This window comes from Desmonostoc muscorum LEGE 12446, from assembly GCF_015207005.2.
Classification (GTDB): Bacteria; Cyanobacteriota; Cyanobacteriia; order Cyanobacteriales; family Nostocaceae; genus Nostoc; species Nostoc muscorum.
In genome coordinates this window covers 8,020,744-8,035,128 of record NZ_JADEXS020000001.1, presented here as the reverse complement: position 1 = coordinate 8,035,128, position 14,385 = coordinate 8,020,744, and the positions used below count along the sequence as shown (strand labels likewise).

General features: G+C 38.8%; 17 protein-coding genes. 9 read left to right on the top strand and 8 right to left on the bottom strand.

Annotated elements, in window-relative coordinates; translation table 11 throughout:
• Positions 1–132 precede the first annotated feature (132 nt).
• Positions 133–849, bottom strand: a complete 717-nt coding sequence (locus IQ276_RS33110) for a cadmium resistance transporter (RefSeq protein ID WP_193922203.1) — start codon at positions 847–849, stop codon at positions 133–135.
• A gap of 42 nt (positions 850–891) precedes the next feature.
• Here IQ276_RS33110 and IQ276_RS33105 point away from each other — a divergent pair, with 42 nt between their 5' ends.
• Entirely contained in the window at positions 892–1,554 is a 663-nt protein-coding gene (locus IQ276_RS33105; protein ID WP_235116175.1) for a cadmium resistance transporter, read from the top strand.
• A gap of 177 nt (positions 1,555–1,731) precedes the next feature.
• On the opposite strand, the gene IQ276_RS33100 is transcribed toward IQ276_RS33105, so the two are convergent.
• On the bottom strand, positions 1,732–2,529 hold the full coding sequence (locus IQ276_RS33100) for a sulfite exporter TauE/SafE family protein (protein ID WP_193924828.1): 798 nt from the start codon (positions 2,527–2,529) through the stop codon (positions 1,732–1,734).
• Here IQ276_RS33100 and IQ276_RS33095 point away from each other — a divergent pair.
• The 5 genes from IQ276_RS33095 (at position 2,524) to IQ276_RS33075 (ending at position 5,455) form a co-directional block, all read left to right on the top strand.
• Entirely contained in the window at positions 2,524–2,754 is a 231-nt protein-coding gene (locus tag IQ276_RS33095) for a hypothetical protein (RefSeq protein WP_206758892.1), read from the top strand. The two genes, IQ276_RS33100 and IQ276_RS33095, sit on opposite strands and share 6 nt — an antisense overlap.
• Positions 2,755–2,960: 206 nt before the next feature.
• Positions 2,961–3,548, top strand: a complete 588-nt coding sequence (locus tag IQ276_RS33090; RefSeq protein WP_193924830.1) for a TetR/AcrR family transcriptional regulator — start codon at positions 2,961–2,963, stop codon at positions 3,546–3,548.
• Positions 3,549–3,552: 4 nt separating this feature from the next.
• Positions 3,553–3,942 (top strand): tautomerase family protein, encoded by a 390-nt coding sequence (locus IQ276_RS33085; RefSeq protein WP_193924832.1) that lies wholly within the window; start codon positions 3,553–3,555, stop codon positions 3,940–3,942.
• 111 nt (positions 3,943–4,053) lie between these two features.
• Positions 4,054–4,488, top strand: a complete 435-nt coding sequence (locus IQ276_RS33080) for an acyl-CoA thioesterase (RefSeq protein WP_190878209.1) — start codon at positions 4,054–4,056, stop codon at positions 4,486–4,488.
• 301 nt (positions 4,489–4,789) lie between these two features.
• Positions 4,790–5,455 (top strand): glutathione S-transferase family protein, encoded by a 666-nt coding sequence (locus IQ276_RS33075; protein ID WP_193916608.1) that lies wholly within the window; start codon positions 4,790–4,792, stop codon positions 5,453–5,455.
• Between the two features lie 539 nt (positions 5,456–5,994).
• Here IQ276_RS33075 and IQ276_RS33070 read toward each other — a convergent pair.
• Positions 5,995–6,762, bottom strand: coding sequence for a DsbA family protein (locus IQ276_RS33070; protein ID WP_193916610.1), 768 nt, complete (start codon positions 6,760–6,762; stop codon positions 5,995–5,997).
• Positions 6,763–7,170: 408 nt separating this feature from the next.
• Between IQ276_RS33070 and pcrA the strand changes: the two genes are divergently transcribed.
• Positions 7,171–9,492 carry a DNA helicase PcrA gene (pcrA, locus tag IQ276_RS33065; protein WP_193916612.1) on the top strand — a complete coding sequence of 774 codons (2,322 nt, stop codon included), beginning with the start codon at positions 7,171–7,173 and terminating at the stop codon, positions 9,490–9,492.
• A 46-nt stretch (positions 9,493–9,538) separates the two neighbouring features.
• On the opposite strand, the gene IQ276_RS33060 is transcribed toward pcrA, so the two are convergent.
• The 3 genes from IQ276_RS33060 to IQ276_RS33050 form a co-directional block, all read right to left on the bottom strand.
• Entirely contained in the window at positions 9,539–9,832 is a 294-nt protein-coding gene (locus IQ276_RS33060; RefSeq protein WP_193916634.1) for an antibiotic biosynthesis monooxygenase family protein, read from the bottom strand.
• 203 nt (positions 9,833–10,035) lie between these two features.
• Positions 10,036–10,671: a retron system putative HNH endonuclease gene (locus IQ276_RS33055; RefSeq protein WP_193916614.1), complete on the bottom strand. Its 636-nt coding sequence runs from the start codon at positions 10,669–10,671 to the stop codon at positions 10,036–10,038.
• On the bottom strand, positions 10,668–11,927 hold the full coding sequence (locus IQ276_RS33050; protein WP_193916616.1) for an AAA family ATPase: 1,260 nt from the start codon (positions 11,925–11,927) through the stop codon (positions 10,668–10,670). Before IQ276_RS33050 ends, IQ276_RS33055 begins: the two co-directional genes overlap by 4 nt.
• Before the next feature lie 160 nt (positions 11,928–12,087).
• Here IQ276_RS33050 and IQ276_RS33045 point away from each other — a divergent pair, with 160 nt between their 5' ends.
• Together IQ276_RS33045 and IQ276_RS33040 are read left to right on the top strand one after the other, a co-directional pair.
• Positions 12,088–12,492: a type II toxin-antitoxin system RelE/ParE family toxin gene (locus IQ276_RS33045; RefSeq protein WP_193916618.1), complete on the top strand. Its 405-nt coding sequence runs from the start codon at positions 12,088–12,090 to the stop codon at positions 12,490–12,492.
• Positions 12,479–12,781 (top strand): helix-turn-helix domain-containing protein, encoded by a 303-nt coding sequence (locus tag IQ276_RS33040; RefSeq protein ID WP_193916620.1) that lies wholly within the window; start codon positions 12,479–12,481, stop codon positions 12,779–12,781. The genes IQ276_RS33045 and IQ276_RS33040 overlap by 14 nt, the downstream gene beginning before the upstream one ends.
• Positions 12,782–12,821: 40 nt before the next feature.
• On the opposite strand, the gene IQ276_RS33035 is transcribed toward IQ276_RS33040, so the two are convergent.
• Complete coding sequence (locus tag IQ276_RS33035) at positions 12,822–13,355, bottom strand: GAF domain-containing protein (RefSeq protein WP_193916622.1); 534 nt, start codon at positions 13,353–13,355, stop codon at positions 12,822–12,824.
• Between the two features lie 7 nt (positions 13,356–13,362).
• On the bottom strand, positions 13,363–14,274 hold the full coding sequence (locus IQ276_RS33030; protein ID WP_193916624.1) for a metallophosphoesterase family protein: 912 nt from the start codon (positions 14,272–14,274) through the stop codon (positions 13,363–13,365).
• Positions 14,275–14,385 lie beyond the last annotated feature (111 nt).

Here is a 14,385-nt window from a genome sequence, read left to right as displayed (position 1 = left end):
CAACTTCTGTCTAATACCAATTAAAAAAATAATGAGACAGATAGATTGGATAGGGGCGCAAAGCTTTACACCCCCTACAGATTTTTGATGTGTTGCAATCCCCAGTTTCAAATGTAGCTATAATTTGCTTGTTCACTTACTTGAATTGTCTTCAATTTCATGGTTAATTTCCTGATTTTTGACTAAAATCACCAAACAAAAACAACTAGCACCTAGCTTAATTAAACTCAATGCTTCACTTTTTAATACAATAAAAGAGCCTAATATTATAAGCACAAAAGGAACGAGATTATTACCGTAGCGCGTTAAAACATCAACTATGATTTTCTGGTTAGTTAATTTATATGCTGCGTAACACCAAATTCCTAACAATAGAAAAAATATTACTATAGTTACCGCAAAACTTTCTAAATTACTACTAGCAAATAATGGCACGTAAACACTAATATTATCGCTACCATTGGCAACTGTCACAGCTGCCACACTGTAAATTTGAGGAGACAGCAAATTACTAATTGTTGTTCCTTGATACTCTTCTGTTTCTGGTGAAATTTCTTCTAATGAATCTTCTTCCCGATTGACTAAACTGCTAATACCGATGGCAATTGGTAGCAAACCAAGTAATCCAATCCAGTTTTTTGATAAAACTAACCCACCAAATAAACCAGAAAGACTCAGGATTAACAAAACTGTAAAACCTAAAAATTGACCAGTAACTATATGCCGGGGGCGAAAAGTAGAATTTATTTGAGAAAAAAACAACAACAGAATCACAATATCATCAATATTAGTGGCAATAAACGTAATTGCCCCTGTACTAATTGCAGTAACATAGTTGTGCCAGGACATTAACTTGGTATAGTGATAAATTGTGTGTTATTAGCATCGAGCATGAGTAAGCTTGCAACAGCTTTCACTGAAGGAATCATTGCCTTTACAGCCACCAATATTGATGACATCATTATCTTATTAGTATTTTTCTCACAAGTAGATGCTAATTTTCGGCGGCGGCATATCTTACTTGGTCAATACTTAGGTTTTACAGCCATCATCATCGCTAGCTTACCAGGATTTTTTGGTGGTTTGGTGATACAGCGAGAATGGATTGGATTACTAGGACTGCTACCAATTGCAATTGGTGTTCAGCAATTAGTGTTTAAAAAAGAAGAAACTACAACAGTTCAGACAGTAAGCACTGATTTTAGGCAGTCTACACCTACTAACCCAATATTGGCTTTTATTTTGAGTGTTTTGCACCCCCAAACTTATAAGGTTGCAGCAGTAACGATTGCTAATGGTGGTGACAATATTAGTATATACATCCCCTTATTCGCTGGTCATGACCTTACGAGCTTGGGAATAATTCTGGGTATATTTTTTGTCATGGTAGGGGTTTGGTGTGCGATCGCTTATTTATTAAGCCGTCAACCTACCATTGCGAATCTTTTAAGTCGCTACGGCAACGCTCTCGTACCTTTTGTATTAATTGGCTTGGGTGTATTTATTATGTATGAACGAGGTACATTCAGCCTATTGCCGTGGGTGAAAAGGTAATCAATTTTGGATTTTAGATTTTGGATTTTGGATTGAACAATGAAAGGCAAGAGAGGCAATAGGCAACAGACAATTAATCTCTCCTTATTGCCTATTCCCCATTCCCCATTCCCCATTCCCCATTCCCCATTTCCCATTCCCCATTCCCCATTCCCCATTCCCCATTCCCCATTCCCTTTAAACTTGATGAACTAATTTCCAACTCACCATCATCAAGATTGCGTAAATAATAAACCGTAGTGGGCGTTGGGGAGCTAGTTCGCAGACTTTAGCACCTAGTAACACTCCTGGAACAGAACCTAACCATATAGGCACTACTAGACTCCAATCAACTGTTCCCAGGCTGAGGTGTCCGAATGACGTAAACAGTAACAAAATGGCTGCGTGTGAAATATCTGTACCCACTAACTTACGTGCATCAAGACGGAAAAATGCAATCATTACTAAGGCAAACATTGAACCTGAGGAGACGCTTGTTAGACCAACCAAGCAGCCCAAAATTGCTCCCAAAGTCATTGTTTGAAAACGACCAAAGTTAGTTTCTAAGTCTAATTTTGGTAATTCAGGTAAATCAAACTTGGGGAAAAAAGTCAATAGTAACAATTGTACTAATGCCAACAAGGTGACTAACAAAATCATCACCCCAAGCAAACGAAGCAAAATGCGATCCAGGTTATACTCGCCGGTACGTTGAATAAAGTGCAAAATTCCCACGCCGAACAGTGAGCCTGGAACACTCCCAAATGCCAGCCATTTGACAATTTCTGTGTCAAGGGTTTGTTGTTCCCAATGCTTGAAGCTACCAACAATCTTCATCAATGTGGCAGCTACAACATCAGAACTGACAGCAATAGAAGGCGGAACCTGAAAGACAAAAATCAACATTGGGGTGATAAGAGAGGCTCCGCCAATTCCCGTTAAACCAACAATGATGCCAACAAAGAAGCTTAAGAATGGTAGTAATAGATAGTGCATACTCTTCGGGAATTTCAAGAATCAGTTATCAAATGTCCGCACGATCGCAGTCGTGTTATCAGTGAGGAGACTAAGTTAGGGTTTAAATCCCCAAAGGAAGCCTTGATAACTGTTCACCATTCACCGATTGCTGGATTACTACTTCTAACTAATTTTTTTGCAGTTTTATACATAAAACCCGGTAATCCGACTAGCTTACCGTATTTTAATCGCAATTATGATTAAACGTCTACTGTATTTGCTTTGTATAGGGAGTGGGGGGGAGATGAGGGAGCAGAGGGGAAAGATTCTTGCTTACCCTCTGCTCCCCATCCTCTTTACCCATGCCCAATGCCCAATACCCAATACCCAATGCAGGGCATTGAAAAATACTTGACTTTTAATAGTGATCGTGAGAGATTAAATAAGACCAATTGGTCTTAAATATTTTAATGTCTAAAGGTGAAGAAACAAAAAGCAGAATTCTCCAGCAAGCAGCCGAACTGTTTAACCAACAGGGGTATGCAGGCTCATCTATGTCAGATATTATGCGTGTCACTGGATTGCAGAAAGGAGGAATTTACAATCACTTCCAAAGCAAGGATGATTTAGCGCTACAGGCTTTTGAGTTTGCGATCGCCCGTATCCAGCAGCATACTAGGTCTGTGTTGCGAAATAAACGCCATGCAGTGGAACGCCTACAAGCAATCATTGGAGTTTTTAGCAGCTTTGCAGAAAATCCACCCATCAAGGGAGGATGTCCATTGCTGAATACTGCTGTTGAGAGTGATGATACTCATCCAGTATTGCGCGATCGCGCTCAACAAGCGATGAATTCTTGGCTAAATTTGATTCGTCGAATTATTCAAACGGGAATTGCAAAAGGTGAAATTCGTTCTGACGTGAATGCTGATGAAATCGCTACCATCATCATTGCAACTCTAGAAGGAGCCATCATGATGAGCAAGCTTTATGGAGATTCAATTTACATGCACAGGGTAATTAATCATCTGAATCAATACTTAGAAACTCACCTTTAAATATATGGCACAAATCAAGGTATATGGTTTAGCAGATAAATTAAATCCTATTAAAGCTGAACTATCAAATATCATCCATACCTGTGTTATTGATATTTTACAGCTTACCCCGGAGAAGAGATTTCACCGTTTTTTTCCACTTGAAAAATCAGACTTCTATTATCCACACGATAGATCAGAAAATTATCTGATCGTTGAAATTAGTATGTTTGAGGGACGCTCGGTCGAAACTAAAAAACAGCTAATTCGTCTCCTGATTCAAAATATTCATGAAAAATTGAATATTTCTATTTACGATATTGAAATTACAATTTTTGAAACGCCTAAACATAACTGGGGAATTAGAGGGTTACCTGGTGATGAGTTAATCTTAAACTACAAAGTAGAAGTTTGAATTTATCGTAATTACTCAGGCTTAAAAAATGGGCAAAAATTATCGAGTAGGAATAATTTTGTTCTTTTACAGACCGATTGGTTTTAATTTTTAGTTTATTCAGGAGAAATCATGTTAGTAGATGACAACTTGCACAGACCATTAGAAGTAGTATTGGCAATTCCTGTAAGGACATATGATATCGATTTTGTGGGAATTGTTAGCAATATTGTCTATATCAGATGGCTAGAGGATTTACGTTTAAAGTTTTTAGATGAACATTGGGAACTCAATCAACAACTTGAGCAAGGATATGCACCTGTTTTAGCTGGAACTGAAATTGAATATAAACGTTCGATAAAAATTAGCGATCGCGTGATTGGGCGTTTATGGTTGAGTAATTTAGGTCGCTTAAAGTGGACTGTGAAAGCTGAAATTTTATCTAACGATGAGTTAGCAGCAATAGCTACACAAAAAGGTGCTTTTATTAGTTTGGAAAATGGTCGTCCGATTCAAATTCCAGAAGAATTCCAAAAGAAATATTTCCAGTCTCAGCAAGTTGTTTAGGGCACGGCAGTGCCGTGCCCATTGGTGTCAACTTAACGTGAAATCCTTGTCAAGACGTGATGCATGAATTCACTCACTCCCCATCACTACCCGCATTACCCCACCCCGGTTTTGTCTAAAGCCAAAACCTCCCCTCCCCTTGGCAAGGGGAGGGGTTGGGGGTGGGGTAAAACGTCTGTCGGGTAAGCGTTTGAGCTTAAGTTGACACCTATGGGCAGTGCCGTGCCCCTACGAGAAATCTATCTGTATCAAGGTTTTCGTGAAATGGTATGACTCCTATTTTATTTATCAAGGATTCAATATGCTGAAATTTTACTACAATCCCTTCTCGCCAAATGCTCGTCGTGTGTGGCTCACTTTACTAGAAAAGGAGATTCCCTTTGAATCAGTTTTGGTGAAGTTGGATGGCGATCAATTCCAACCAGAGTTTGTGACAATTAACCCTTTTCATAATATTCCGGTTGTGGTGGATGACGGTTTTCGAGTTGTGGAATCCCTGGCGATTATGGACTATTTAGAAGCGAAATATCCTACACCTGCGATGCTACCTTCTGAACCTCAGGCGTTAGCTACGGTGAGGATGGTGCAATTAGTCACAGGTAATGAATTATTTCCACAAATAATTTCACTGATTTATGAAAGTGAAGATTCACCACAAGCTACACGAGCAAAGCAGCATATAGATAAGGTACTGCAATTTTTGACCCAAGCGCTTGGCGATCGCTCTTTTTTTGGTAGCGAACAATTAACTTTAGCAGATATCGTTGCAGGGATAGGTATACTTTCATTACCTAATTTAGGTATTAATCTTAGTAATTACACCAAACTATATGAATGGTCTGAACGCTTGATGCAACGTCCAGCATGGCAGAAAACTAAATTGAGCGCCGAAGAGTTTGAATTATTTAAAGGTCGAGTTAGAACTTTAGTGACATTGCGTAGAAATAAAGCCAATGAAAATAAATAACAAGTCATACGCGATTTATTGAGGCGGAATATCAGTAAGTAGGTGTGATGTTTCAGTGCAAAATTTAGTATAACTCAGTGAATTTGTCATATCTTTAAGAACTGAGGAGTGAGGAAAATCTCTCCCCCTTACTCCTCATAAAGCTACTCCTTACACTTGCTTCAAGTACAACAGTTTACTGATGGATAAAACCTCTAACTAAAGACGCACATTTATGTTAAATAATCAAGTATATATCTAAACAAATACTATGGAAATAGCATAATTACTCAGTAGATATTGATCCAGTTTATTGCTGTTTATTAGACATCATTAAAATAATTCGTAATTCGTAATTCGTAATTACGTTTTGTAACGGGGATTTAACCCCGACACAAAACGTTCTGCCTGTAGAGGCAGGGGAATTAAACCCCCAAACTTTGTTAAATTTCGAGTCATTAATCATTTGTCTTTTGTCCTTTGTATAAAACTAATGACCAATGACCAATGACTAATGACTCATGACTAAACAATGTTAGCTAATTAGCAAACCCACCAATTTACTTAGCATCAGCCAATATATTTTCGATATCTGATAACTCCACAACTCGTGAAATACTTGGACTACTAATTACGAAAAAAGGTGTGCCAGCAACAGCCAATTTTTGAGCTAACTGGACATCTTTTGTAATTGCAGGAGCGGCAAGATTCTGGTCGCGTTTAAATTTTGCCAAATCTAAATTCAGGTTTTTACCAATATCTAAATATAATGCCTCGCCCAGTTTTTTTTGATTAGTAAACAGGGCATCATGATATTCCCAAAATTTACCCTGCTGATATGCTGCCCAAGCTGCTGCTGCTGCTGGCAACGCTTGAGAATGAATTGAAGTTAGCGGTAAATTCTTGTAAACTACTTTTAGCTTATCTGGGTATTTTGCTAACAATTGTTTCAAGGTTTTATGCGCCTCAGCACAGTAAGGACATTCAAAGTCTGAGAATTCCAAGAGCAGAGTTTTTGAATTAGTTGAACCTGTAGTTGGAGACTCACCAATCACTGTTTGAGGATTTGTTTTTAAATCCTGTAAAAATCCTTGCCGTACTTGATTAAGTTTCTGTTGTTGTTGCTGCTGAAACACCTGAACAGATTCGATAATTGCCTCTGGATGTTCGCGGATAATTTGTAATACTTGCTGTTCTAGTTGGGGATCAATGCGGCTAGCAGCTTGTGCAGGAAGTGACCACGCCAGAAGCAAACATAGCATACCGATTGCTGCCAAAGTACGCAGATATTGAAGTAATTGCCCAAACCAACTAAAGAATGTAGTCATACAAAAACTGTAAAAAAATCAACATTCTCTTAGTATTGCCACAGATGTGTCAATTTAGATTACGGCTGGCGGTTGGAAACCGCGCCTACACAAGCGAAGTCCGCCTGCGCGGACTAAGAAGTATCTAATTAACCTGGGTGGCGGGTTTTGTTTTTGTAGAGACGTAGCACTGCTACGTCTCTACAAGGGTTCTGGGTAACGCATATTTAATTTCTGGAGATGTCTAATAATTGCCTGCGTAAAATTTCCTCAATCGTGATAAAGTAACATTCTGGTTAAGAACATTGCCAGAGAATCTTTATTGACCAAGTTTCGTTAGGATATTGTAACCTGGGCAATAGCCACACTTTTATTGATGTGACGCCTAGCGTATGCGTAGCCCGTCGTAGACATCGCTTTTTCACATCTATGACAACAACCATCGACTTTCTCAGTCACCTAAACCCCAGCCAACGTCAAGCTGTGGAACATTACTGCGGCCCGCTGCTAGTCGTTGCTGGTGCGGGTTCGGGTAAAACACGAGCGCTGACTTATCGCATTGCAAATCTGATTCTAAAACACCGTGTTAATCCAGAAAATATCCTGGCGGTTACTTTTACTAACAAAGCCGCACGGGAAATGAAAGACCGGATTCAACGGCTGTTTGCGGAGCAACTGGCAATGAAGGAACACGATCAGCGATATGATTTGTTGACAGAATACCAACAAACACAATTGCGATCACAAGTTTATAAAAACACTATCAAAGACTTATGGTGTGGCACTTTCCACAGCCTGTTTTCTCGCATTCTCCGCTTTGATATTGAAAAATATCAAGACGAAAAAGGACGCCGTTGGAATCGCAATTTCTCTATCTTTGATGAATCAGATGTGATGACTCTCATCAAAGAACTTGTCAACAAAGAGTTAAATTTAGACGATAAAAAATTTGATGCCCGCTCTGTCCGCTACGCTATCAGTAACGCGAAAAACCAAGGTTTATCACCCCAAGAATTTGAACAAGAACAACCAAATTATCGCGGACGGATAATTGCCCAAGTCTATAATTTATATCAAGATAAGTTAGCACAAAATAATGCTCTCGACTTTGATGATTTAATTCTCGTACCTACTAGATTATTTCAACAAAACGAGCAAGTTTTGGGTTACTGGCACCGCAAGTTTCGCCATATACTTGTAGATGAATATCAGGATACTAATCGTACTCAATATCAACTCATTCACTTATTGGTAACTAATGGTGAAACCAAAAAGAGCGAATGGGAATGGGAAAATCGCTCAGTTTTTGTTGTCGGCGACGCAGATCAATCGATTTACAGCTTTCGGATGGCAGATTTCACCATATTGCTGGGATTTCAGGAAGATTTTGGCGATGGTTTGGTAGATGATGACACCCGCACGATGGTTAAGCTTGAGGAAAACTATCGTTCTTGTGAAAATATTCTGCAAGCGGCTAATGAACTGATTGAAAATAACACCCAAAGAATTGATAAAATTCTTAAACCAACGCGGGGGGCGGGTGAGCCAATTTATTGTCACAAAGCCGATGAAGAACTAGCAGAAGCTGCATTTGTCATCAATCAAATTAGCACTTTACAACAGCAAAATCCCGAATTGAACTGGGGTAGTTTTGCCATACTTTATCGGACAAATGCCCAATCTCGTCCCTTTGAGGAATTGTTGGTGAAATATCAAATTCCTTACACAGTTGTGGGCGGAATGAGGTTTTACGATCGCAAAGAAATTAAAGATGTCGTCGCTTATTTAAGAGCGATCGCCAACCCAGCGGATACAGTAAGTTTATTGCGAGTTATCAATACTCCCCGGCGCGGAATTGGCAAAACCACCATTGATGCTTTAGTGAACGCTTCTCAACAATTAGGGACGACTTTGTGGGAAATACTCAGCGATGAAACATCAGTTAATACATTAGCTGGACGGGCAACAAAAGCTGTAAATAACTTTGCCGAAATGATTAGCCGTTGGCAAGGACAAATCGCCACGCTTCCCGTGACTGAGGTTTTGCAAGGAATACTAGAAGATTCTGGCTACGTTCAAGATTTGATGAATCAAGGCACAGATGAAGCCACAGATAGAGTGCAAAACGTCCAGGAACTTTACAACGCTGCACTACAATTTCAAGAAGAAAATGAAGAGGTTTCACTGCGAGATTTTCTGAGTAGTGCTGCCCTGAGTTCCGATTTGGATAACTTAAAAGAAGGACAAACAGCCGTTTCTTTGATGACTTTGCACGCTTCCAAAGGTTTGGAATTTCCCGTTGTATTTTTGGTGGGATTAGAACAGGGACTATTTCCTGGTTATCGTTCCCTAAGTGATCCCGCATCTTTGGAAGAAGAACGCCGCCTGTGTTATGTGGGGATTACTCGCGCCCAAGAACGGTTGTATTTATCACATGCGCGTGAACGCCGTTTGTATGGTTCTCGTGAACCAGCAATGCGATCGCAATTTCTCGACGAATTACCAGAAGAGTTATTAGCGACACAACGCGGCAGTCGTCAAAGTTATACCAAAAATGCCTATAATCCTAGCGTGAAGCCAGACACAGCGCAAAATTGGCAAGTAGGCGATCGGGTATTACATAAAACCTTTGGACTAGGTGAAATAACGCATGTTTTCGGAACAGGAAATAAGATGTCTGTGGCGATTAAATTTGCCAGTTTGGGGCAAAAAATTGTTGACCCAAGAGTAGCACAGTTGCAAAAAGTCTAGTAAGAAATATGTCATTTTTGTAGGGTAGCACAGCTGTGCTACCCTACTATATTTCAACTTCATGAAAGTGTTCAACTGTGGGAAATGGATCGTAAAAATGATGCAGAAGTTTCTTCCACTCTTGATATTCAGCAGAACCTCGAAATCCCACAGTATGAGATTCTAAACTTTCCCACCTTACAAGTAATAAATATTTTCCTTGGACTTCTATGCATCTGTGCAACTCATGGGATAAATATCCTTTAATTGAGGAAATAATTTTAGAAGCTTTTTTGAAATCACTTTCAAAATCGGATTCCAAACCGGGTTTAACATGAAGCATCACAGCCTCAAGAATCATATAGTTTTTGATGAGAATTAAGTTGATATTATTTAGTATAATTTGAATTATATGCCTACGGACATAGTTGACTGAATCAAAATTAATTCTTGGCATTGCTGAATCTGGGGATGATTTTTACCTCACGCAAAGGCGCAAAGGCGCAAAGAATCTACCTTTAGCCTTTGCCAAAAATCTCAATTCATCCCGCATTTATGCAACGCCTAATTCTTTAGTAAATAGATAATCGCAGCACAAAACTCTTCGTAATGTCCTCTAGAATCAGTTTCACTGTAGCCTAGAATCAAGTCTTGCCTTTCTTCGTCTGTAATTGTGTTGATGATTTCCAATATTGGCTCAAGAGCTTTTGCACGTAAATCTATCAGTTTGTCAATATTGAATCCGAGTTTATCAATTGTTGTTTTAGCAGGTAATTGCTTTTCTGAATTATTTGTCGCCAAAATCTGTCCATCATCAGTGTATCTAAAAAACTCTGCACAGTTAATATCTAGAGGCGAAACCAAGAGATGTTCATCATGCCATTTATCTTTTTTCTTACCACAATGCAGAGGTTCCTTGGGTACTGTATCTTTTTGGCATGACGCCAAAAGATTTGTATATTCTAGCGCTAATTCAGGATAAGTTGTTCTGGGCTTTAAATGTTCAATATGGCTATTTTCACTATTAATCTGTCTTCCACAGTAACAGCAGATGAAACCTTGTTCTTTTAACAAAGAATTATGTACATCAGTTTTTTGTGGATTACTAAAAATAGACCAACTTGGTTCCCAGTCATCATTAGCATTGTTTTTCCAATCAGTAAAACTTTCTGGCTCCTCACTTTTGTTAATATATTTCACCGCTTCAAAATCTCTTTGCGTCGAATAGATACACTTGCTTTTACTAATTCTGGCTCATCTTGTCCAATAATGTCAGCAATTTCCTGAGATAATTGCCTAGCACCATCAAGATTTCCCTCATCAATGAGTCTAAATAACTCATGTAGGCGATCTTTAATTTCTTGTGGACGTGCTGGAACACCCATGAGGTCTTCTAATATGCGATTGCTATCTCTTCCAAAAGAACTTTCTGGTTTTTTTGCAATAACACCTTCGTCTGTTTTTTCTAAAATATAAATTCCTTCCGGCTTAACTTGGCTAATTACTTGAGGCGAATGGGTACTGACAATAAATTGACAATTGGGAAATGTTCTTGTCAAAGCTGGAATAATTTCTCGTTGCCATTTTGGGTGTAAATGTAGTTCAATTTCATCAATTAAAACAACGCCACTACCTTGGAGTGGATCTGGTAAACTAGGGTTGGCGATCGCCAATCGTCTTGCTAAATCTCCCACCATTGCCAGCAAGCATTTTTCACCATCAGATAGCTGATTGACTATAAGTTCCTCACCTTGTTTTCTGACAGTCATTCTCAAGGGCGAACGCCGTACTCGTAAATTATAAAAATCAGGAATTAACAAATATATAGCTTGTCGCACTGCTTCTAACTGTTTATCTCTGTGAGCAGGATTATCTCGTCGTTCTTCGTTCTCCAAATCTTCGCGTTCTCTAAACCATTGAAATAAGTAGCCGAAATCAATACTTATCCCTGTTAGTGCCTTTTTGTAGGGGTCTAAATATAGTTGGTTTACATTTTCCTTGATTTTTAAACGAATATCAAAAACTGCTCGATTTACAGGGTAGTAAACTGCCAGAGGTATGTTGGTGTTTTCACCGCCTTCTAATTGTTTATATATATCGTCATCTTCAATTGCTGCTATTAACTCTGTAAGATCATTGTTTATCTCTGTAGTTTCTTGTTGGCGAAGTGCTGTTAAAGACCAAGTTAATTGCCGATATAAGAGTAAAATTGTAATTTCATTCCGCGTTTTTTTATATTTATTTTTGATATCATCTTCTTGAAAATAACGTTCAGCAGTATAGTCAAATTGACTTCTAGCTATTAGATGAGATAGGAGTATAGCTATACAATCAAGAATACTCGATTTTCCCACACCGTTGATACCAATAAGCACCGTTGGACTCATTTCATCAAACTCTAGCGTCAAATCACCTATTCCACGGAATGATTCCATTTTCAAGCGCTTGACTTTCATAGTTTTAATAATGCTGAACGTAATTTATTCGATGAAATGACCATTCTATAGCTACTCCTTTCCTGCACAAAGAATATCTAATTTTTTGTAACGAAAGCCCGCTCACTGAAATCGCATTTTTGCGATAAAATTCCTAGTATGCGTAACCTTATCCCAGACAATGCCAGAAACACGGATTATTTTCTTTCAGAATGATAGAGGAGAAGTTCCAGTCTTAAAGTGGCTAAACAAATTACTCAAACAAGATCGTAAGGGATATGCGAACTGCATCGCCAGAATTGAGCAATTAGCTGAGTATGGTTTTGAATTAAGACGACCCGCCGCAGATTTTCTGCGTGATGGTATTTATGAACTAAGAGCCAAGCACGTCAGAATACAGTATAGAATTCTATATTTTTTTCATGGTCAAAACGTAGTAATTTTAGCTCATGCCATCATTAAAGAGGATAACCAAGTTCCAGATCCAGAAATTGATTTAGCATTAACATACAAAAATTTATTCATACTCAATTCAGAAGTTCATACTTATATCGAACCAGAGGAAGAAACAGATGAAGAAAACTAATGATGCACTGAAAATCATTAAAAGAATGATGAAGTCAGATCCAGAATTACAGCAGATGGTTAGAGAATCATCTTTAAATGCTCAAGTATCTCAAATCATCTACGATGCACGCAAACAAGAAGGACTAACCCAGCAACAACTAGCCGATTTAATCGGTACTACCCAGTCAGTCATTGCTCGATTGGAAGATGCTGACTATGAGGGACATTCTTTGTCTATGTTGGCTCGGATTGCAGCAGCTTTAAATCAAAAAATAGAAATTAAAATGTCACCTAAAGAACTTGCTTAAAACCCACACCCTGACGCTGATAAAGCGTTACATAAAACAGCTAATCAAAAGCAGACTTGACATAATCAACTGTCAAAGGTGTGATTTTTTGCACAATATTATTAATCACCACCCGTTCATACTCAGTCCAAATTCTGGGATGACCAAAAATGCATGGTTGTAAAACACCCCAGAGTTGACCATCCTGTTGAATATGGGCATGAATCAGGGCGCGATGCCCAAAATTATCCTGTTCAAATTTGCGATTTAAAATTTTAGAATCAGCCGTTTCCACATCTTCTACAAAGATTGAGGGTTTGCCATGCAGTGCAGCGGCAAACATCGGATCTTCATCTGAAAAAGATAGGGGTTGCGGTTGCCAATTTTCAGTATAAATTGTCGGAAAATCTGGTGTGCGAACCCAACAAAAGGCAACTCTACCAAGATTCCTCTGGGGATTGTGTAAATATAGAAAACATCGATCGCACTGCAAAAACTCACCCACAGCCGGTAACAGTTCAGAAAATAGAACATCCGGTGTTGGAGATGATTCTATAATATTGGCGATTGCAGCAGGAATATCTGGCTGATTCATTGTCTAACTACGCCGATTTTAATTGAATAATACCTTTATCAAAGATGCGATTATCAGTAGCGATCGCACTTACTTCTATTCTATCTGGATACACTTCATACGCCGCAAAACTCAACCTCTCGGCAGAATATTCTGTCCACTCGGAACGCCCTACAGGACGCGTACCAGCACCCCCACCAGTAACTAAATAAGTCGTTCCATTAATTGCACGCGTGCGTTCATAATGATGTTCGTGTCCATTGATATAAACTTGAACACCGTATTTTTCAAACAGCGGAGTAAAAGTTTTAATAAACTCTGGATTACTTCCATAAACACCAGATGCATAAATTGGATGATGACCAAATACAACTTTCCAAGCTGCATTACTGCGACTTAATTCTTTTTCTAACCAAGCTAGCTGGTTTTTCCAATCAGCATTACTATTAGTATCTAAAGCGAAAAATTGTACAGTTCCACGGCGAAATGTATAATATCGTCTTCCGTTCATATTAAAGCCGACATACTTCAGCTGTGGTTCGCCATTTGCAGTCCGAATATCGTGATTACCTAAACAAGCTTGAAATTTGACACCTTGCTTGAGTAAACCTTGATAAGGACGCTCAAAAACTGCACTAATTTTCTCAATTTCGCCGTTATTGTAAATGTTATCTCCAGCTAAAACGACTAAATTGTAAGGATTTTGTTTGTGATAAAAATTCATTGCCCCAGCCACAGCATACTGTCCTTTAGCGCCGGTTCCTGTATCTGCAACAGACACAAAACGTAATAACAAGTCTTTTTTCGGTGGGTTGGCGGCTATGGCTGTTGTGGAATCGCTAATATCAGCACTTTGATGATTTAACATCCAGCCCAAAAATCCTGTACCGATGGCGCCCAGGCTACTTAAAAATAAAAATTGACGGCGTTTCAAGCTCATAATTCACCAAATTTAATAAATAGTCCGTTTCCGCAGAAGTAATGTGCAATGAAGTGATACATTAAGGCAAAAGAGGCAGCACCAGTAATAATGTACGTTGTTTGTCTTTGA